Genomic DNA, 19377 nt, shown 5'->3' with positions numbered 1-19377 from the left:
TACTAGCAATAATACTAATTTTAGTATAAGTAGTAAGACAAGTTCTCCTAATTATGATATATCTAGTGAATTTAAAAACTCTATTTATACTCTAAAATATAAACAAGTAGATTTAAGCACTGATACAGCCTATGGTTATAGTGTAGATAAAGATGGTTATATGGGAAGTGACTTTAACAAAGCTGCAGGATTGCCAAATGATTTTAAGATACATAAATCTACTTTGGATGAGATATATAACTTTAATGAAGCACAATATCAAGATATAAAAGAACAGCTAGGAATTTCTCGCTATTTTACCAATATAGATATGGCTGATACCATAAAACAATACTATAATCAATTTAATCAAATTCTTAATCATACTTTTAATGATACCAATAAAACAAGTTTCACTGAAGCAGATATAAATTCTATGCCCAAGGGTTATATTTCTGTTGGCTATAAAGGTTTAGATTTTTCAGATCAATCCAATCCTTATAATGCATTAGGACTAGTTAATCATTCTAACACAAAAGTAACTAATGTTTTTAAAACAGATGATGAATTTCATGAAGCTCAAGCAATACAAATGGGAATGATGGGTATTGATTTTTATCCGCAAAAATTAAATATATCAACTCAAAGTTTATCACAAGGAGCTTTAATGGAAGGTGGATTTAATCCTGATATGTCAGTTTATCCACAAAATGAAGATGGAAGTTATTCTAAAGAAGCTTTGTTTATGAGCTTTTTAAAATCAGAAGGTGGTTATATGGTTGCAGGAAAAAATACAACTATTGCACCGCAAGCAATGAATTATAATCTTAATGTTGCCAAACAAAGTATTCCAAAATACTCTAATGTAGATTTCGATGACATTATGACAGGCAAAGTAGATTTTGCAAGTTTATTAAAAGGCTATGCACAAGATGGTTGGCTTGATGCAGATATATATGCAATGGAAAAAGGAGTTGCTTGGCAAAATACAAGCATAGGCTATGGTGGAGCTTGGTTTGATAATCAGTTTAATCAAGCAAAGGCTAATGGCTGGAAAGCAAGCAGTGAAAGTATAAATTCTTATGTTGGATCTATAATGGATAGATTAAATAATCTTATAGGACAGACTAGGGTTTAGGCTTTTAATTAAGGATTTTAATATTTTGATATTAAAATCCAAAAGGTTCAATTTCAAAATTCAAAGATTTAGGTAAAATAGATTTGTAAAATTTGAGATTTTAAATTCATTTTCTTTCTAATAACAAAATAAGATAAAATTAGTATAATTTTTTTACAAAAAAATTTGAAAGGAAATTATGAAAAAAATTATTTTGATTTTTATCTCTTTTTTTGCTTTAAATTTGAGTGCAAAAGATTTGGTTGTAGGAATGGAGCTTGGATATCCGCCTTTTGAAATGAGCGATAAAACAGGCAAAGCAAGTGGAATTAGCGTGGATTTTTTAGAAGCTTTTGCAAAGAAAAACGGCTATAAACTTGTAGTAAAAAATATCGCTTGGGATGGTTTAATACCTGCTTTAAAAACAGCCAAGATAGATCTTATTATGTCCTCTATGACAATTACCGATGAGAGAAAGAAAGTGGTGGATTTTAGCATTCCTTATGCTAAGGCAAATTTGGCTATTTTAACTCCTTTGAACTCTGATATTACAAATATCAAAGATTTAGATAAAAAGGGCAAAGTTTTGGCTTTAAAGCGTGGTTCTACAGGGCATTTATATGCGGTTAAAAATTTAAAAAATGCAACTATTAATTTATTTGATAAAGAAAATGCTGCTATTTTGGAAGTGATTCAAGGCAAGGCTGATGGATTTTTTTATGATCAACTTACGATTTATCGGACTTGGCAAAAGCATCAAGATACAACCAGAGCCATTTTAGCGCCTTTTCAAGAAAATCCTGAGTTTTGGGGTATAGCTGTAAGAAAAGGTGATGAAGCTTTAAAGGACAAGCTTGATAATTTCATTGATGAGAGTAGGAAAAATGGCTTTTTAGATTTTTTGGGCAATAAGTATTTAAAAGACATTAAAGAAGTTTTTAAGCAAAATAATATCACTTTTTTCTTGTAGGCTTTTAATAAAATATTGATAATTAATATTAATTTTATAAATCTTGATATACAATATCATTATCTAAATTTTAAATAAAAGGATTTAAGATAATGAAAAAAGTTGCATTTTTTTTGTTATTTTTGTTTTTATCTTGCACTGTACTAAACGCAGCTAGGGAGTATTGCAAATATGCTTATCAAGAAGATAGAGCTATACCTTTAATTTTAAATTATGGAATAAGATTGGGGGTAGTAGGTGCTGGGGTTGCGAATGCACCTGCACCGGGCGGAAGTACTTACAATTCAAAAATTGACATGATGGCTGCAAGATGCCGCTAAGCTTAGTTTTTGGGTGTATTTTACAATGCTAGAATTTATTTTTACTCTTATTTTAGATTTTACTTTTTATTCTATCAAGACCCTAGAAAAAGTCTTTCTAGGGCGAACAGCCTTAGTAATTCTTTTTGTTGTTTTTATAGCTCTTTTTTGCGTTAAAGGCTTGTTTTTGTATATACTTTTAGCTTTAGAATTATTTTTGCTTTTGTATCTTTTTCTTGGAATTTTGTTTTTAAGATTTTATAAATCTTAAGTTACAAAGCTTTCCACAAGCCTTTGCACTAGCAAATTCCATCCATCCACTAATACAAAAATCAAAAGTTTAAAAGGCAATGAAATCATAACAGGAGGAAGCATCATCATCCCCATCGCCATCAAAACCGAACTCACAACCATATCGATAACCAAAAATGGCAAATAAATCAAAAAGCCTATCTCAAAAGCAGTTTTAAGTTCTGAAATCATAAAAGCAGGAACTAAAACCGTAAGTGGAACATCATCTATGGTTTTAGGATTAGGCAGGTTTCGTATGCGGTAAAATAAAGCTAAGTCTTTTTCGCGTGTATTTTTAAGCATAAAATCTTTAAAAGGTTTCACACCTCTTGCAAAAGCTTCTTCATAGCCTATTTGCTCTGCTAAATAAGGCTTGATGCCTTCATTATAAGACTTTGTAGCCACAGGCTCCATTATAAAAAAGGTTAAAATCAATGCCAAGGTTACTAAGATGGTATTAGGCGGCATACTTTGAGTTCCCATAGCTTGACGCAAGAATGAAAAAACTACAATCAAGCGTAAAAAAGAAGTCATAACAAAAATTATACTTGGAGCTAATGCAAGTATGGTTAAGACTATGACTATGTTTAATGTTGTAACAAGTTGATTAGGAGTATCAGGAGCACTTAGGCTTAAATTTACTGTAGGAATTGTTGCTTCGGCAGCGAAAATAACACTAAAAAAACCGCTGATAAACAATAATGTTAAAATTTTTTTCAAAAATAAACCTTGATTAAAAAATGAAACTTAATTTTAACTTTTACTCACTAAAAAAGAGTTTAACTTGTTTTAATTTAGAGAAAAATTTAACTTTAAAATGTTAAAATTAAAATAAAATTATCCTCAAAAGGCTTTTTATAATGAAAACTTCCATTTTGATTTTAGCAGCAGGACTTGGAACAAGAATGAAATCTGAAAAACCAAAAGTATTACAAGAGCTGTGTCAAAAAAGTATGATTTTACATATCTTAGAGAAAGCTTTTGCTATAAGTGAAGATGTGAGCGTGGTTTTATCTCATCAAAAAGAACGCGTTGAAAAAGAAATTTTAGAATATTTTCCAAAAACACAAATTTTAGAGCAAGATTTGCAAAATTATCCAGGAACTGCGGGAGCTTTAAGTGGGTTTGAGCCTAAAAATGAAAGAGTGTTGATTCTTTGTGGTGATATGCCTTTGGTTGAGCAAACAAGTTTGGAAGCTTTGTTGAGTAATAATGCAAAATTAAATCTAGCAGTTTTTAAAGCAAGAGATCCTAAAAGTTATGGTAGGGTGGTGATAAAAAACGATAGCGTTGAAAAAATTGTTGAATTTAAAGATGCAAATACGCAAGAAAAAGAGATAAATACTTGCAATGCTGGGGTTTATGTGATTGACTCGAGACTTTTAAAAGAGCTTTTACCTTTGATTGATAACAATAATGCGGCAAAAGAGTATTATTTAACCGACATTGTAAAACTAGCAAAAGAAAAAGATGTGATGATTAAAGCAGTTTTTGTAGATGAAGATGAATTTATGGGGATTAATGATAAATTTGAACTCAGTATAGCTGAAAATTTCATGCAAGAAAAAATTAAAAAATACTGGATGCAACAGGGTGTGATTTTTCATTTACCGCAAAGCACTTTTATAGGTGCAGATGTTGAATTTGTAGGTGAATGTGAAGTATATGAAAATGTAAGGATAGAGGGCAAAAGTAAGATTATAAACTCTATCATTAAAAGTTCAAGCGTGATAGAAAATTCCATCGTAGAAAATAGCGATGTAGGGCCTTTGGCACATTTGCGTCCAAATTGTGAGTTAAAAAACACTCATATAGGAAATTTTGTAGAATGCAAAAATGCAAAGTTAAATACCGTAAAAGCAGGGCATTTGAGCTATTTAGGAGATTGTGAGATAGAGAGTGGCACAAATATAGGCTGTGGAACTATAACTTGCAATTATGACGGAGTTAAAAAACATAAAACCATCATAGGAAAAAATGTTTTTGTAGGCTCTGATACTCAATTTATCGCGCCTGTAAAGATAGAAGATGATGTGATTATCGCTGCTGGAAGTTCGGTTGATTGTAATGTTGAAAGTGGAGTTCTTTTTATCAACCGTGCAGAGAAAAAACTTGTCAAAGATTATTTTTATAAGAAATTTCAAAAATGAAAACCATACTTTTAGCCATTAGCGGTAGTATAGCTTTTTATAAGGCTTATGAGCTTATATCTTTGTTTAAAAAAGAAGGTTTTGGGGTAAAAGTTTTGCTCTCTAATGGAGTCTTAAAATTTGCTTCTAAAATGAGCTTTGAAGCTTTAGCAGATGAAGTTTTATGCGAAGAGAATGAGAGCTGGAAAAACTCAAATAATCATATTGGCTTTAGTAAAGATGCGGATTTGATTCTCTTTGCACCTGCAAGCGTAAATTCTATCAATAAACTGGCCTTAGGAATAGCTGATAATCTTTTCATACAAACCCTAATTGCTACAAACAAGCCGCTGATCATAGCTCCTGCTGCAAATACTAACATGTATCATCATTTTAGCACTCAAAATTCATTAGCCTTACTTAAAAAAAATCAAGCTTTGATTATAGAACCAATTTCAAAAATTTTAGCTTGTAAAGATGAAGGTATCGGAGCTTTGGCTGAAGTAAAAGATATCTTTAATATAAGCAAAAGAGAGCTTTTCAAGCAATCATTTTGGTGTGATAAAGAAGTTGTCATTAGTGGTGGAGGGACAAAAGAAAAGATTGATAATGTGCGTTGTGTGAGTAATTTTTCAAGTGGAAAAATGGCAAAGGCAATCGCTGATGCGTTTTATTTTTTGGGGGCTAAAGTAACGCTTTTAAGTTCGGTTTATTTTGATACGCCTTATTCTCTTAAGAGTTTTGAAAGCTCGCTAGAATTAAAAGAATTATTGGAGCAAAATTCAAATAAAGATTATTTAATCATGGCAGCGGCTGTAAGTGACTTTATACCTGAATTTAAAAAAGGCAAAATCAAAAAAAATGAGCATTTAGAAGGTTTAAATTTGCATTTAAGATTAAATGAGGATTTGCTTAAAAATTTAAATTTTAAAGGTAAAAAAATAGGCTTTAAGATGGAATTTGACGCTCAAAATGCTTTAGAAAATGCCAAAAAATCGCTTGATGATAAAAAGCTTGATATGGTTTGTTTAAATATCTTAGAAGAAGAAAATTATTTTGGAAGTTCTAAGAATGAAATTCATTTTATTACAGTAAATAAGATAGAAAAAAGCGGTTTAAAAAGCAAGGAAGATTTGGCTTTTGATTTGGTTTCTTGGTGTGAAAAAATATGAATATGATAAACTCAACCCTACCTATACAAATGAAAGTTTTAGCAAAATCAGGCTATGCACACTACACACTTTTGCTCAATCATAGAAAAATTCAAACCAAAAGCATGATAGAATTAGAAATTGGAGCTGAGTATTTAGCCGAGCTTTATATAGAAAAAGGCGGCGCGATCGCATTTAAGCATTTATCTAAAAGGCCTGATTTTCATCCCTTTGAAGAGGGATTATCTTTGATGGTTGAAATTTTAGAGGGTAGGATTGATTATAAAAAATATATTATTTCAAATCTTTTAGAGTGCAAAGATAAAAATAAATATCATATTTTAAAAGAAATGCTTTTTGCAAGTTTTGAAAATATTTATCATATCCCTTTTATCTTTGAGGGTAAAGCTTGTTTGTTTCAGATGAAAAAAAAGGTTAAATTTTTAGAAATTTATCTTTATTTTGGCGTTTTTGGAGCTTTGAAAATTCTGATCGATGAGGGTGGAATTTCGATATTTACCCCATTTTTTAAGGTGCAAAAATTTTTAAACGAGCACTTGCAATTTAATGTTTTGCAAGATAAAAATATACAACCTTTATTTGTATTTAAAAAATTATTTGATTTTAAAGGGTGATAATGAATGAATTAAAACATCTTGCTGTTGTAATGGATGGCAATAGGCGTTGGGCTAAGGCAAAAGGTTTTTTAGCTAAGCTTGGATATTCTCAAGGTGTTAAAACCATGCAAAAGCTCATGGAAGCTTGTGTAGAGGAGGGAATTTCAAATTTAAGCCTTTTTGCTTTTAGCACGGAAAATTGGAACAGACCTCAAGATGAGATTGAATTTATTTTTGAGCTTTTGGATCGTTGTTTGGATGAAGCCTTAAAAGAATTTGAAAAAAACAATGCAAGATTAAGAGCTATCGGGGATTTATCAAGACTTGATACACATTTACAAGAAAAAATAGCCCTTGTGGAAGAAAAAACCAAGCATTGTGATTTGCTTTGTGTGAATTTAGCTATCAGTTATGGAGCAAAAGATGAAATCGTGCGTTCGGTTAAACGCTTGATTGAAAAAGGTTTGGAAATCAATGAAAAAAACATAAGCGATAATTTAGATTTGCCTTTGGATGTGGATTTGATGCTTCGTGTGGGAAATGCTAAAAGATTGTCTAATTTCTTGCTTTGGCAATGCGCTTATGCAGAAATTTATTTTAGCGAAACCTTATTTCCTTCTCTTACAAAAAGAGAATTTAAAAAAATCATAAAAGAATTCAGAAAAAGAGAGAGAACTTTTGGAAAATAATCCCATAGCTTTTTTGATTTTAGCTATTTTAGGAGCGAGCTTGGGTTCATTTTGTATGAGCTTAACAATGCGTTTTTGTGAAAACAAGCCCTTATTAAGCTTGCGTTCTTATTGCTTTTCTTGTCATCAAAAACTTAAGCCTTTGGAGTTAATACCTATTTTTTCTTATATTTTTCTTCGTTTTAAGTGCAAAACTTGCCATGCTAAAATCCCTTTTTATGTTTTTTTGACTGAAGTTTTGGGGATGATTTTTGCTTGGATTGCTTATTTGCTAAGCCAAAATATAGAGGAATTTATCCATTTGCTGATTTTTCTATTTGTTTTATTTGCACTCTCTTGCATAGATTTAAAATTTCAAGCTGTGCCTCAAAAATTGCTTTGGTTGATTTTTTTTATTGCATTTTCTTTTGCTTTTAATAGCGATGAATTTGCGTATTTTTTTATATTTGAAAATTTCCAAAATGGATTTATGGTTCAAGCTTTTATTTTTGCTGGTTTTTTGTTTTTACTTAAAAATTTTATAGCATTTTTAAAAAATTTTAGAACAAAAGACATACAAGAAAATTTAGGTGATGCGGATATTATTATCCTTGCTAGTATGGCAGGGGTATTTGGTTTTAAGGGTGCTTTTATAATTCTTTTTCTTGCTTCGTTATTGTCTTTACCCTTTTTTATCCATAATAAAAATACAAAACTAGCATTTTTACCCTTTATCAATGCTGCTTTTGTGATATATTTGATATATTTGATTGTTCAGGAATTAATATGAAACTTGCTTTAAGATATGTTTTAAATCAATTTTTAAGTACAAATTTATCGATTTTTTTTGTGCTTTTTGCTATAGTTTCTATGGTTTTTTTTATACAACTTGCTAAGCTTACTTCTAGTATAGAGATTAATTTTGCAGATTTGCTTAAATTATACGGCTTTATGCTGCCTAGAATTCTTATTTTTACCCTGCCTATAGCTTTTTTTATCGCTCTTACTTTGGCTCTTTTTAGGCTTTCTAGAGAGAATGAAAGCATAGTGTTATTTACCTTGGGATTTTCACCTAAAATTTTAGCTAAGTTTTTTTTAAAAATCGCCGCTTTAGTAAGTGCATTGATGTTAATTATAGCTTTGGTTATGATACCTATAGTGTTTGAATTGCAAGATAATTTTGTTAATTTTAAAAAAACTCAGGTTAAATTTAATTATAAAACGGGTGAATTTGGACAAAGATTTCTTGAATGGATGATTTTTATTGAGAAGCAAGAAAGTGACAGATATGAAAATATCATCATGTATCATCCAAAACGCAATATAGAAGACAAAGAGCAATTGATTATCGCAAAAGAAGCAACAGCACAAAGAAATGAAGACAGCTTTGCTTTTAAGCTTTCTAATGGCAAAATGTATAATTTTGAAAATGGCCAAACGCTTTTTATTGGAAATTTTGATAAGCTTATAGTCAATACACAATTTAATGATCAAAATTTACAAACTAAAAAATTTTATGAGTATTGGAATGATTTAAATACAAATCCCAAACGCGCGAAAGAATTTGTAATCTATGTAACCATAGCATTATTTCCACTCGCAAGCACGCTTTTTGCCCTTTCTTTTGGTATAGTAACTTATCGTTATGAAAAAGGTTTTATTTATTTTGGGATGTTTGGGGTTATTGCTGTGTATTTTGGGCTTTTAAGTTCTTTTTCACAGCCTCCTATTTTAGCTTGTATTGGAATATTTGCTTTAAGTTTTATCGCGTCTATTGTTTGTTTTAAAAAGATGATTTTGAGTCGTTATTGATGAAATTAAAAATTATTTTTTCCTATGATGGATCGAAATTTTTAGGTTCAGCTACCCAACCTCACAAAAAAAGCGTTCAAGATGCCTTGCAAGATGCCTTAAGTCATCTTGGAATTTTTTCCTCTGTTTTGATGGCTTCTCGCACAGATAAAGGGGTGCATGCAAGCTATGCTGTTGCTTGCGTGGAATGCGGGGAGCATTTTAGGGATTTAAACTATCTTAAAAAACAAATCAATAAATTTTCTCATCCTTTTATACATGTTAAAAATTTAAAAATCATGCCTTCAAATTTTGAAGTAAGATACGATGTAAAAAGTAGAGAATATCGCTATATTTTTTATCATGGAGCTTATAATCCTTTTTTAGCTTCTTATGTTCATTTTTATCCTTTTATTGATGTTTTAAAGGCTGATCTTGTTTTGCAAAATTTTGTAGGTATTAAGGATTTTAAATTCTTTTGCAAGAGCGGAGGAGATAATAAAACGACTATCAGAGAAATATTTTTAGCTAAAGCGTATTCTTATAAGAATTTTACCATTTTTCGTTTTAAGGCTAATGGTTTTTTAAGGGCGCAAATAAGACTAATGGTTGCGAGTGTTTTAAAAGTTTTAGAAAATAAGATGAGTATAGAAGAGCTAAAAGAGCAAATCGAAGCTAAAAAACAATACAATCATTTTTTAGCCCCGCCTTGCGGACTTTATCTGAGTAGAATTTCTTATTAGAAAGTTTCGTAAAAATCAAAACCTTTATCTTTTAAGATATTTCTCACCTCTTCTTGATGTTCTTTGCCTTTGGTTTCTAAGGTAATAGAAATCATAGCATCGCCATAATCAAGCTTGGTTGAAAATCTATCATAATCAATCTTGACTATGTTTGCATTGGCTGATTTTAAACTATCTGTAAGATTAAGTAGGGCTCCTGGTTTATCGATTAAAGTAACATTGATTTGCATTTTACGATAAGCTTTAAAAAGACCCTTTTCTATGATGATATTTAGCATTTGCACATCGATATTGCCGCCACTTAAAACAACGCCGATTTTTTTAGAATCTTTTATATCTATTTTTTGATGAAGTAGGGCGGCTACGCTTGCAGCACCTGCGCCTTCGACTATAATTTTATGTTTTTCAAGCAAAAACAATACCGCATTAGCGATTTCTTCATCGTCTACTTGAACAAATTCATCCACGCATTCAAGGATGATACCTAGGTTAATAGGATTAGCATCGCGCACAGCAATACCATCTGCTATAGTACGGACACTTTTAGAGTTTTTAACCTCTTTTGCTTTAAAGCTATCATGCATTGCAGGAGCTCCTTTAGCACCTACTGCAATAATTTTGATATTGGGATTAATCTGCTTTGCAGCGCTTGCTATCCCGCTAATAAGCCCACCGCCCCCTACAGGAGCTATGATGGTATCAAGATCGCTTACATCATCAAGCATTTCAAGCATAAGTGTGCCTTGTCCTGCCATTACAAGTTCATCTTCAAAAGGATGAATAAAACTTAATCCATTTTCTTTCGCATGGTTTGTTGCAAAAGCATAAGCTTCGTCAAAATTATCACCCTTTAAGATAACTTCTGCACCCAAGCTTTTGGTAGCAGAAACTTTTAAGAGAGGGGTGGATTCTGGCATCACGATTATAGCTTTTGTGCCAAATTTCTTTGCACTTATGGCAACACCTTGAGCGTGATTTCCAGCACTAGCAGCTATAACTCCTGCTTTTTTAGCTTCTGAGTCTAAATTAGCTATTTTGTTATATGCACCGCGAATTTTATAAGCTCCTGTAATTTGCAAATTTTCATTTTTTAAATACACTTCACTTTTGCAAAGTTCGCTTAAAAAAGAAGAGTGTATAAAAGGAGTTTTGCTTACAAAATCAGCAATTTTTTGTTTGGCTTGATAAATTTTGTTCAGTTCTAACATTTGCTTATCCTATCTTGATAAAGTGGCAATTCACGCATAATGCATTTATCCTGTATAAAATTAATCTTTAAATTTTCGCATTCTTTAGCAACTTCATTGTTGCAAATTCCAAGCTGCAGCCAAAAATTTTGAATTCCTTTACGGATAATACTTGGGAGTAATGAAGAGGCAAATTCGCCCTTGAGAAACATTAAAACAAGATCTATTTTTTCATCGATATCATCTAAGCTTCGATAAACGCGTTCTCCTAAAATTTCATCACATTTAGGATATATAGGATAAATTTTATAATGATTTTCTTGTAAAAATTGTCCTATCATAAAAGAAGGCTTGCTTTCATCGGGGCTAAGTCCTACTATGGTAATGGTTTTTGTGTTGTTGAGTATTTTATCTATGATTAAATTTTCATCCATCGTTGTTACTTTATATAAAAATTTTAAAAATTTAATCATAATCTTATTTCGCTTAAAAATAGATTTTAATTTAAAAATATATTTATATAAAATTAACTAAAGTGAATTTTTTAAAGATAAAAAATTGCTAGAATATTAAAAGCTATTAAAAAAGGAGTGAAATATGGTTCAAGCTTATCCTTATATTTTAATCATTCATCTAAGTTGTGCAATCTTTTTTATAGGTTATTTATTTGTCGATATTTTTATACTCAATACAATTAAGAGAAAAAATCCAAATTTTGATAAAAATCTTTTTTCTTCCGTGAGTGTTAAGATTATGCCTTTTATCGTATTATTGCTATTTTTAAGTGGTGGTGCGATGATAAGCTTTCATCTTAATCCTTTAAATTTAATTTTTTTGATAAAATTGATTTTAGCCTTTAGTATTTTGTCTTTGGTAGTGTTTTCTTTATTTTTTCATTTTGTGCTAAAGAGAAAAAATCCTTTAACGCGTTTTATACATCCTTTTGTTTTTGTGCTTTGTATTTTTATCGTGGTTTTAGCTAAGTTAATGAATTATTATTTTTTATAATTTATCAACTTTCGAATTGAAGATTGCTTAGAATGTAAAGATTTTAAAAGTACTCCACATTCTAAATGCGGAGTATTAACAAACTGATCAAAAAGCGCAAATTTTTCAACTTTATGCGTAAGAGCAAGTTCTTTTAAATTTTCTTTCAAGCTGATAGGATTACAAGAAATATAAATGATATTTTCATAGTTTTTAATCAAGTCAATCACGCTTTTATCAAGCCCTGCACGCGGTGGATCGACTAAAATATGAGAAAAGCTAAAATTATCTAAATTGATATCTTTTAAACGAAAAAATTCCCTTTCTTTTTTTAAAGCTTGGGATAATTCCTCGCTTGAAAGTCTTGTAAAATGGATATTTGAGATATTGTTGATCTTGCAATTAAGCAAGGAAAAATTAATATTGCTTTTTGAAATTTCAGTGGCTAGTACATTGTTAAAAAAAATTGCTAAAGCTAGAGTAAAATTTCCATATCCACAATAAAGTTCAAGCAAGTCTTTTCTTTCTTGGGTTTTTAAATTTTCACACACCCAAGTTATCATTTTTTCATTGATGAAGGTATTAGGCTGTATGAAACAATCATTGTTAAATTCATAAAATATTTTTCTACCTTGTATATCAAGCTCTTGTCTTAAATTTTCTTTTTTAAAAACAAGTTTTTTACCTTTGCTTCTTGCGATTAAATTTGCATCAAGTTCTAAGCTTAAATTATTTAAGTCATTGTAAATAAGCTCTATATTTTTATGATAAAGTAGAGTGGTGCTTAACTCGTTTTTAGTCGCTAAAAACTCTACACCAAAAAGTTTTTCTTTTAAATTTGTATTGTTGCGAATTTGTTTTAAGAGTTTGGGCATAAAAGCGGTGATTTTTTCATCTGCAAAATCTAAGCTTTCTATGATGATTTTCTTTTTATTTTCAAACATCGCATAATAAATTTCGTCTTTATCATGATAAAATGAAAGCTCTGCTCTTGTGCGGTAATGTTTATCTTTAGAAGAAAAAAGCTCGAAATTTCCTTGATAAAAATCTTTGAAAAATTCTTTTATAAAAGAAGCTTTTTCTTCTAATTTTAAAAAATTTCCAAATTCTTGAAGACTCATGAAGTTTTCTTTCCGATAATTCTAAGCAAAAATGCAATAAGAATTAAATTTAAAGGAAGAACCAACCATACACTAAGCCCCAAAGAAACAGGTATATAACCAGCAAATAAAGAAATTACACAAATAAATAAAGCATAAGGAATTTGAGTGCGAACATGCTCCATATGATCACATTTTGCACTCATTGATGAAAGGATTACATTGTCTGAAATAGGCGAACAATGGTTTCCAAAAATGGCTCCAGTTAAGACACAACTTATATTAATCACCATATAATGATGCATTGCATTTGCATCCATGCCATTGATTTTGGCGATTTCATGAGCTAAAGGCACAGCCAAAGGCATTAAAATCCCCATAGTTCCATAGCTTGTTCCTATGGCAAAAGAAATGGCTGAAGCAAAAGCAAAAATAGTAGCAGGTAAAATAAACTCAGGCAATTTATCTGCAAGTAAACTAGTGATAAATAAAGAAGTCCCTAGATCTTTTACTATACTTGAAAGCGACCAAGCAAATAAAAGCAATACTATGGTAAAAATCATGGTTTTCCAGCCATATATCCAAGTTTCTACCGCTTCTTTAAGATTGAAAATTTTACGACGCACCCCGATAAAAATCGCTACAATAGCAGCAAACAAAGCAGCTTGGAATAACACCACAGAAGAATCAGCATTTCCAAAAGCAGCCCTAAAAGTTTCAAAAGATAAAGGATTGGCACTTACTTTTGCAAGTTCTTCGCCTTCTAAAGCACTTAGTCCATTAAAATAAAATCCTAATATAGCTAAAATGATTAAAGTAAAAATAGGAACAATAGCATCAAAAGCACGAATTTTAATACCTTCTTTTGGTGCTAAAAACTGATCTTCAAGTTCTGCGGTATCTAGGGTGCTTGATTTTGATAAAGGAGCGATTTGTCCTGTAGTTCTTGCACGCACTTCAGCCTTGTACATAGAACCAAACTCACGCCCCATGATTGCAGTCATGACTACAAAAAAAAGCATGAAGATATTATAAAAACGATAAGGTATGGTTTCGACAAAAATTCCAAAAGCACTAATATCGCTAATGCCTATGTGTTCATAAGCGGTTTTAATTAAGGAAACTTCTAAGCCTATCCAAGTAGAAATTACAGCTATTCCTGCCACAGGAGCTGCAGTAGAGTCGATAATAAAGGCAAATTTTTCACGAGAAATTTTAAATTTATCCGCCAAAGGACGCATAATTGGACCTACGATGAGTAAATTAGCATAATCATCAAAAAATATTAAAAGCCCTAAAAACCAAGTGTTAACTTGAGCTGATACAGCTGATTTGGCTCTTTTGGCAAATTTTAATGCTACAGCTTTTGCACCTCCCATTTTTGTGATAAGTGCCACAAGACCACCTATACAAAGAATTTGTAAAATGATTCCTGCATTTACTGGATCTGAAGTTGAACCTAAGATATAGGAAATAATTTTTGAAAAAGATTCTACTGCAGTATTGTAATAATTTACAAAAGTTAAATGTTGTGCTTTAAAAATATTTGCAGAAAGGCTAAGTAGAAAAGTTCCGCTTAAAACTCCAGCAAAGAGTGACAAAATAACATCTTTTGTGATAAAGGCTAAAGCAATAGCAACTAAAGGCGGTATAAGCGTAAAAGCTCCAAATAAATTAGCATTTGCAGCTGCTTCTGAGGAGTTTGCAAATGCAACTAAAGGTAAAAACAATAAAACTAAAAATTTATTCATTCATCTCTTTCTATATAAAATCCATTCCAAGTTTGTGTTACCGGCATAAGCTCGATTTCATTAACATTAATATGGCTTGGTAGGTTAATGATAGACATTACCACTTTGGCAATATCATTAGCACTGATAAATTGCGTATTTTCATACACTGCATCAGCTTTTTGGATATCTCCTTTAAAACGCACTTCACTAAATTCAGTTTTGCAAAGTCCTGGAGCAATGTTTGTTACTTTGATATTGCTTCCTCTAAGATCATTTCTTAAGGCCAATGAAAATTGTCCTACAAAGGCTTTGGTTCCACAATACACATTGCCTCCAAAATAAGGATTGCGTCCTGCAACCGAACCTAAGTTAAAAATATAAGCATTTTTTTGTTTACGAAGTATAGGAATAACAGCTTTTGCAACATATAAAAATCCTTTGATGTTTGTATCTACCATAGTGTTAATATCTTCAAGGTTTAATTTATCAAATTCATCTACCCCTAAAGCTAAACCTGCATTATTAAAAAGCACATCAATTTCTTGAAATTCTTTAGGTAAATTTTCAATAGCTTCAAAGATTTCTTTTTGATTTCTTACATCTATGCAAAGGGAGTAAATCTTATCTTTGTGAGCATTTTTTAGCTCTTCTAGACGCTCTTTGCGTCTAGCAAGGGCGATTACTTTGTAGCCTTCTTGTATAAAAGCTTCAACACAAGCTCTACCAAAACCTGAACTCGCTCCTGTAATAAATGCGGTTTTCATTCTAAACTACCTCCGTAAAATAGATTTTCGTTTGCTTTTAAACCCAAGCTTTTTAGATAATCAGCATTTTCTTTTTTACCTGCTGCTAGCGAAAAGTCAAGTGCATTAAAACCAAGATCATCAACAGCGTTAAAATTTGCCCCTTTTGAAATAAGAAGTTTTAAAATTTCAACATTTCCATAGGCTGCAGCATGCATTAAAACATTTTTTGAAGTGTGCTCTAGAGCGCAAAATGTAATAAAATAAGGCGTATTTGAACCTATGTTCGCACTTAATGCTAATTTTTCATTGTTATTAATATATTTTTGATTAACATTTGCTCCATTATCAAGAAGTAGTTTTATGATATCAAGACGATTAAACTCTATGGCATAAAAAAGCGGGGTTTTACCAAAGGCATTGGCTTGATTAACATTTGCTCCATTTTGGATTAAAAAATTTGTATTTTCATAATTTTTCAATGCGTAAAAAATAGCACTTTCATAACCTTCGTCAATCCTAGCACCAAAACGAATCAAAAGTTCTAAAATTTCTTTTTCTCTTTGATTTAGAAGCGCTGCTTGCAAGGCTATAGTAAGATCATCTTGGCTTGGATTATTTGAAAAAATAAAATCTTGTATATAAGATACCGAATAATTTTTATTTGACATGATTTTTGCTAAAGGACTAATGTCTTTGTAAATTTTTGTTTCACCAACAGCCCAATTTAAAAATTCGTTTAAGGCATTGCTAGTATAGTAAATATTACTACCTTTATCAAAATTAAAATTACTTTCAAAATACTTTTCTAAAGGTTCTATAGCGTTATTGTATTCTTTCCAAAAAGCTTTGTAAAGTCTAAAATTTCCTATACTTTGATATGCCCAATATCTAAAATAAGATCTTAAAATATCATATTTTTTTTCTAAATTTTCGGGTGTATCTAAAGTTTTTTGATAAGCGATGGGATCGATAGCTATTTTTAATAATAAAAAATCAAATTGTTGTAATTTTGGCAAATAAGCCACACCATTACAAGAGCTATTGCTTCCGCGAATTTCATTGGAAATTGCATAGAGTTTTTTTGTAAAATCTTGATTTTTTAAAGATTCTTTACAGCTTGAAGCTATATTTAAATAATCTAAATTTGAACTTTCATTTAGCAATGTTTTATTATTTTTAATGTTGTCGCAGTTAATGGCATCACTAGCCATTAAACTTGCAAAACAACAAAAGGAAGTGAATAATAACTTCAATATTTTTCCTTTGAAAATTTTAATTTTGTTATTTAATCCGAATAAGTATTAAATTTGAATTAATTTTCAAGTTTGAAATTTTCAATCTCATTAAAATTTAAATATCTATAGATATTTGCCTTATGCTCATCACTTAGTTTTTCGCTAACAATTTGTAAGTATTCTTCCTTGCTTGGAATTTTACCTAAAATCGCACAAACTGCTGCAAGTTCAGCACTTCCTAGATATACTTTAGCACCCATACCCATACGATTGTCAAAGTTTCTTGTAGAGGTTGAGAAGACAACAGCACCATCATTTACTCTTGCTTGGTTTCCCATACATAGCGAACAACCTGGAACTTCTATCCTTGCGCCAGCAGAGCCAAAGATACTATAATACCCTTCTTTGGTGAGTTGTGCTTTATCCATTTTTGTTGGAGGCACTACCCAAAGTCTGGTTTTAAGTATGCCTTTATCTTTTAGAATTTCCCCTAAAGCTCTATAGTGTCCTATATTTGTCATACAAGAGCCTACAAAAACTTCATCGATATTTTTTGGACGATTATCATCGGCTAGAATTTCACTTAAGGTCGCCACATCATCAGGATCGTTAGGGCAAGCTAGAATTGGCTCTTTGATATCATTAAGATTAATATCGATAATGTACGCATATTTTGCATCCTTATCCGCTCTTAAAAGAGTGGGATTTTTAAGCCATTCTCTCATTTTATCTGCTCTTCTAGCAAGAGTGGCTTTATCTTCATATCCTGCTTCTATCATTGCTTCTATAAGTGAAATATTTGATTTGATATACTCGCTTACACTTTCAATACTTAAATCAATGCTACAAGCAGCAGCGCTTCTTTCCGCACTAGCATCACTTAATTCAAAAGCTTGTTCTACTTTTAAATTCGGCAAACCTTCGATTTCTAGAATTTTTCCCGCAAAAATGTTCTTTTTATTTTTCTTTTCAACAGTAAGTTGTCCTTGTTTGATTGCATAATAAGGTATAGCATTTACAAGATCTCTTAAAGTAACTCCAGCTTGCAATTCTCCGCTAAAACGCACCAAAACACTTTCAGGTACATTCAAAGGCATAGAGCCAGTTACTGCAGCAAAAGCTACAAGTCCACTTCCTGCAGGAAATGAAATTCCTATAGGAAAACGAGTGTGAGAATCTCCACCTGTTCCTACTGTATCAGGTAAAACAAAACGATTAAGCCAAGAGTGGATTACCCCATCGCCTGGTTTTAAGCTTACTCCACCACGACTTGTCATAAAATTAGGTAAAGTTTTGTGTAAATTTGAGTCACTAACCTTTGGATAAGCAGCGGTATGGCAAAAACTTTGCATTACAAAATCTGCATTAAATCCTAAGCTTGCAAGCTCTTTAATCTCATCTCTTGTCATAGGACCTGTAGTATCTTGAGAACCTACAGTAAGTGTGCGAGGCTCTATATACATACCTGGACGCACACCTTCAACTCCACAGGCATGCCCTAGCATTTTTTGAGCTAAAGTATATCCACCGCTTGAAGCTTCAGGCTGTTCTGGCTTAGTAAAGATATTTTCATTTTCCATTCCTAAGAATTCTCTAGCTTTAGCACAAAGTCCACGACCTATGATAAGTGGAATTCTTCCTCCTGCTCTAACTTCATCTAAAATGGTATTTGGACTGAGTTTAAACTCTGCAACAACAGAACCATTTTTTACAATCTTTCCTTCATAAGGGTGAATTTCAAACTCATCTCCCATTTCTAGATTAGATACATCACAAATAATAGGCAAAGCACCGCTATCTTGAGCTGTGTTAAAGAAAATCGGAGCTATGGTTGAGCCCATTACTATACCACCACTGTGTTTGTTTGGCACACCATCAATTTCTTTTCCTAAGTGCCATTGTATGGAGTTAATCGCAGATTTTCTACTTGAACCTGTACCTACGACATCGCCCACATATACGACTTCACGACCACTTTTTTTAAGTTCTTTGATTTTTTCTAAAGAGCCTGTTTGTCTTACTTTTAACATAGCATTAGCATGTAAAGGGATATCGCTTCTTGTAAAAGCATCACCAGCAGGGCTTAAATCATCTGTATTGGTTTCTCCTGCTACTTTAAAAACTACACATTGAATCACTTGAGGTAATTTTTCTTTTTTGTTAAACCAATCTGCATTTGCCCAACTTTCCAAAACAGCTTTAGCATGATTATTGCTTTTGCTAAGTTCTGCTACGGTATGGAAATTATCATGTACAAAGATGATATTTTTAAGTACTTCTGCTGCATCGCTAGCTATACTTTCATCTTTTAATGCATCGATTAAAACTTTTACATTATAACCACCTAGCATTGTTTCAAGCATTTTTAAAGCGAGTTTTTTATCTATAGCTGGAGCTTGAAATTTATTTTTTAAAATTCCATCTAGAAATTCACATTTTATCAAGGCTGCATCGTCAACGCCTGGATTGACACGATTTTGCAATAAAGATACCAATTTTTCATCATTTTGGGTTTTTAAAAGTTCACAAAGTTCTTTAGTTTGTTCTGCATTTAAAGGAAGGGGTGGGATACCCAAAGCTGCTCTTTCTTCAACAAGCTTATTGTAATCTTGCATAAAAGACATTTTTTACTCC

General features: G+C 31.4%; 20 protein-coding genes. 12 read left to right on the top strand and 8 right to left on the bottom strand.

Going from position 1 to position 19377, the window contains the following annotated elements; translation table 11 throughout:
* The 4 genes from BGS43_RS00455 to BGS43_RS00440 all read left to right on the top strand — a co-directional run.
* Window positions 1-1117 (top strand): Cj0814 family flagellar-dependent secreted protein (locus BGS43_RS00455; RefSeq protein WP_257841410.1); only part of this gene is annotated, 1117 nt, incomplete at its 5' end.
* Between the two features lie 178 nt (window positions 1118-1295).
* Window positions 1296-2066 carry a transporter substrate-binding domain-containing protein gene (locus tag BGS43_RS00450; protein ID WP_002776733.1) on the top strand — a complete coding sequence of 257 codons (771 nt, stop codon included), beginning with the start codon at window positions 1296-1298 and terminating at the stop codon, window positions 2064-2066.
* A gap of 92 nt (window positions 2067-2158) precedes the next feature.
* Window positions 2159-2386: a hypothetical protein gene (locus BGS43_RS00445; RefSeq protein ID WP_057041910.1), complete on the top strand. Its 228-nt coding sequence runs from the start codon at window positions 2159-2161 to the stop codon at window positions 2384-2386.
* A gap of 25 nt (window positions 2387-2411) precedes the next feature.
* A complete protein-coding gene (locus BGS43_RS00440) occupies window positions 2412-2636 on the top strand; it encodes a hypothetical protein (protein ID WP_002780361.1) in 225 nt (74 codons plus the stop codon).
* Here BGS43_RS00440 and fliP read toward each other — a convergent pair.
* On the bottom strand, window positions 2633-3376 hold the full coding sequence (fliP, locus tag BGS43_RS00435; RefSeq protein ID WP_002776740.1) for a flagellar type III secretion system pore protein FliP: 744 nt from the start codon (window positions 3374-3376) through the stop codon (window positions 2633-2635). The genes BGS43_RS00440 and fliP overlap by 4 nt on opposite strands.
* Window positions 3377-3516: 140 nt before the next feature.
* On the opposite strand from fliP, the gene glmU reads away from it, so the two are divergent.
* Genes glmU through truA form a run of 7 tightly spaced genes read left to right on the top strand, consistent with a single transcriptional unit; the run spans window position 3517 to window position 9755 of the window.
* Window positions 3517-4806: a bifunctional UDP-N-acetylglucosamine diphosphorylase/glucosamine-1-phosphate N-acetyltransferase GlmU gene (gene glmU / locus BGS43_RS00430; RefSeq protein ID WP_096568387.1), complete on the top strand. Its 1290-nt coding sequence runs from the start codon at window positions 3517-3519 to the stop codon at window positions 4804-4806.
* Window positions 4803-5957, top strand: a complete 1155-nt coding sequence (coaBC, locus tag BGS43_RS00425) for a bifunctional phosphopantothenoylcysteine decarboxylase/phosphopantothenate--cysteine ligase CoaBC (protein WP_096568382.1) — start codon at window positions 4803-4805, stop codon at window positions 5955-5957. The genes glmU and coaBC overlap by 4 nt, the downstream gene beginning before the upstream one ends.
* A complete protein-coding gene (locus BGS43_RS00420) occupies window positions 5954-6571 on the top strand; it encodes a hypothetical protein (protein ID WP_096568379.1) in 618 nt (205 codons plus the stop codon). Before coaBC ends, BGS43_RS00420 begins: the two co-directional genes overlap by 4 nt.
* 2 nt (window positions 6572-6573) lie before the next feature.
* On the top strand, window positions 6574-7242 hold the full coding sequence (uppS, locus tag BGS43_RS00415) for a polyprenyl diphosphate synthase (RefSeq protein ID WP_002798823.1): 669 nt from the start codon (window positions 6574-6576) through the stop codon (window positions 7240-7242).
* Window positions 7232-8011, top strand: a complete 780-nt coding sequence (locus tag BGS43_RS00410) for a prepilin peptidase (protein ID WP_002826265.1) — start codon at window positions 7232-7234, stop codon at window positions 8009-8011. The genes uppS and BGS43_RS00410 overlap by 11 nt, the downstream gene beginning before the upstream one ends.
* Entirely contained in the window at window positions 8008-9033 is a 1026-nt protein-coding gene (locus tag BGS43_RS00405; protein ID WP_052784963.1) for an LptF/LptG family permease, read from the top strand. Before BGS43_RS00410 ends, BGS43_RS00405 begins: the two co-directional genes overlap by 4 nt.
* Window positions 9030-9755 (top strand): tRNA pseudouridine(38-40) synthase TruA, encoded by a 726-nt coding sequence (gene truA / locus BGS43_RS00400; protein ID WP_096568376.1) that lies wholly within the window; start codon window positions 9030-9032, stop codon window positions 9753-9755. The genes BGS43_RS00405 and truA overlap by 4 nt, the downstream gene beginning before the upstream one ends.
* Here truA and ilvA read toward each other — a convergent pair.
* Together ilvA and BGS43_RS00390 are read right to left on the bottom strand one after the other, a co-directional pair.
* On the bottom strand, window positions 9752-10963 hold the full coding sequence (gene ilvA / locus BGS43_RS00395) for a threonine ammonia-lyase (protein WP_002826261.1): 1212 nt from the start codon (window positions 10961-10963) through the stop codon (window positions 9752-9754). The genes truA and ilvA overlap by 4 nt on opposite strands.
* The gene (locus BGS43_RS00390; RefSeq protein ID WP_096568373.1) at window positions 10957-11376 is read right to left on the bottom strand and encodes a CoA-binding protein; all 420 of its coding nucleotides are present in this window, start codon (window positions 11374-11376) and stop codon (window positions 10957-10959) included. The genes ilvA and BGS43_RS00390 overlap by 7 nt, the downstream gene beginning before the upstream one ends.
* 163 nt (window positions 11377-11539) lie before the next feature.
* Here BGS43_RS00390 and BGS43_RS00385 point away from each other — a divergent pair, with 163 nt between their 5' ends.
* Window positions 11540-11950 carry a hypothetical protein gene (locus BGS43_RS00385; RefSeq protein WP_002825561.1) on the top strand — a complete coding sequence of 137 codons (411 nt, stop codon included), beginning with the start codon at window positions 11540-11542 and terminating at the stop codon, window positions 11948-11950.
* Here BGS43_RS00385 and trmA read toward each other — a convergent pair.
* From trmA to BGS43_RS00360, 5 genes are read right to left on the bottom strand one after another with little or no spacing between them, the layout of a single operon-like run.
* Window positions 11938-13050, bottom strand: a complete 1113-nt coding sequence (gene trmA / locus BGS43_RS00380; protein ID WP_002825562.1) for a tRNA (uridine(54)-C5)-methyltransferase TrmA — start codon at window positions 13048-13050, stop codon at window positions 11938-11940. The two genes, BGS43_RS00385 and trmA, sit on opposite strands and share 13 nt — an antisense overlap.
* Window positions 13047-14780 (bottom strand): Na+/H+ antiporter NhaC family protein, encoded by a 1734-nt coding sequence (locus tag BGS43_RS00375; protein ID WP_096568370.1) that lies wholly within the window; start codon window positions 14778-14780, stop codon window positions 13047-13049. Before BGS43_RS00375 ends, trmA begins: the two co-directional genes overlap by 4 nt.
* A complete protein-coding gene (locus BGS43_RS00370; protein WP_061474924.1) occupies window positions 14777-15526 on the bottom strand; it encodes an SDR family NAD(P)-dependent oxidoreductase in 750 nt (249 codons plus the stop codon). The genes BGS43_RS00375 and BGS43_RS00370 overlap by 4 nt, the downstream gene beginning before the upstream one ends.
* The gene (locus BGS43_RS00365; protein ID WP_096568367.1) at window positions 15523-16761 is read right to left on the bottom strand and encodes an ankyrin repeat domain-containing protein; all 1239 of its coding nucleotides are present in this window, start codon (window positions 16759-16761) and stop codon (window positions 15523-15525) included. Before BGS43_RS00365 ends, BGS43_RS00370 begins: the two co-directional genes overlap by 4 nt.
* A 59-nt stretch (window positions 16762-16820) precedes the next feature.
* A complete protein-coding gene (locus BGS43_RS00360) occupies window positions 16821-19367 on the bottom strand; it encodes a bifunctional aconitate hydratase 2/2-methylisocitrate dehydratase (protein ID WP_096568364.1) in 2547 nt (848 codons plus the stop codon).
* Window positions 19368-19377 lie beyond the last annotated feature (10 nt).

This window comes from Campylobacter sp. 110, from assembly GCF_002383965.1.
In the GTDB taxonomy this organism is placed as follows: domain Bacteria; phylum Campylobacterota; class Campylobacteria; order Campylobacterales; family Campylobacteraceae; genus Campylobacter_D; species Campylobacter_D coli.
The sequence above is the reverse complement of the archived record's forward strand: the minus strand, read 5'-3'. Positions and strand labels throughout refer to the sequence as shown.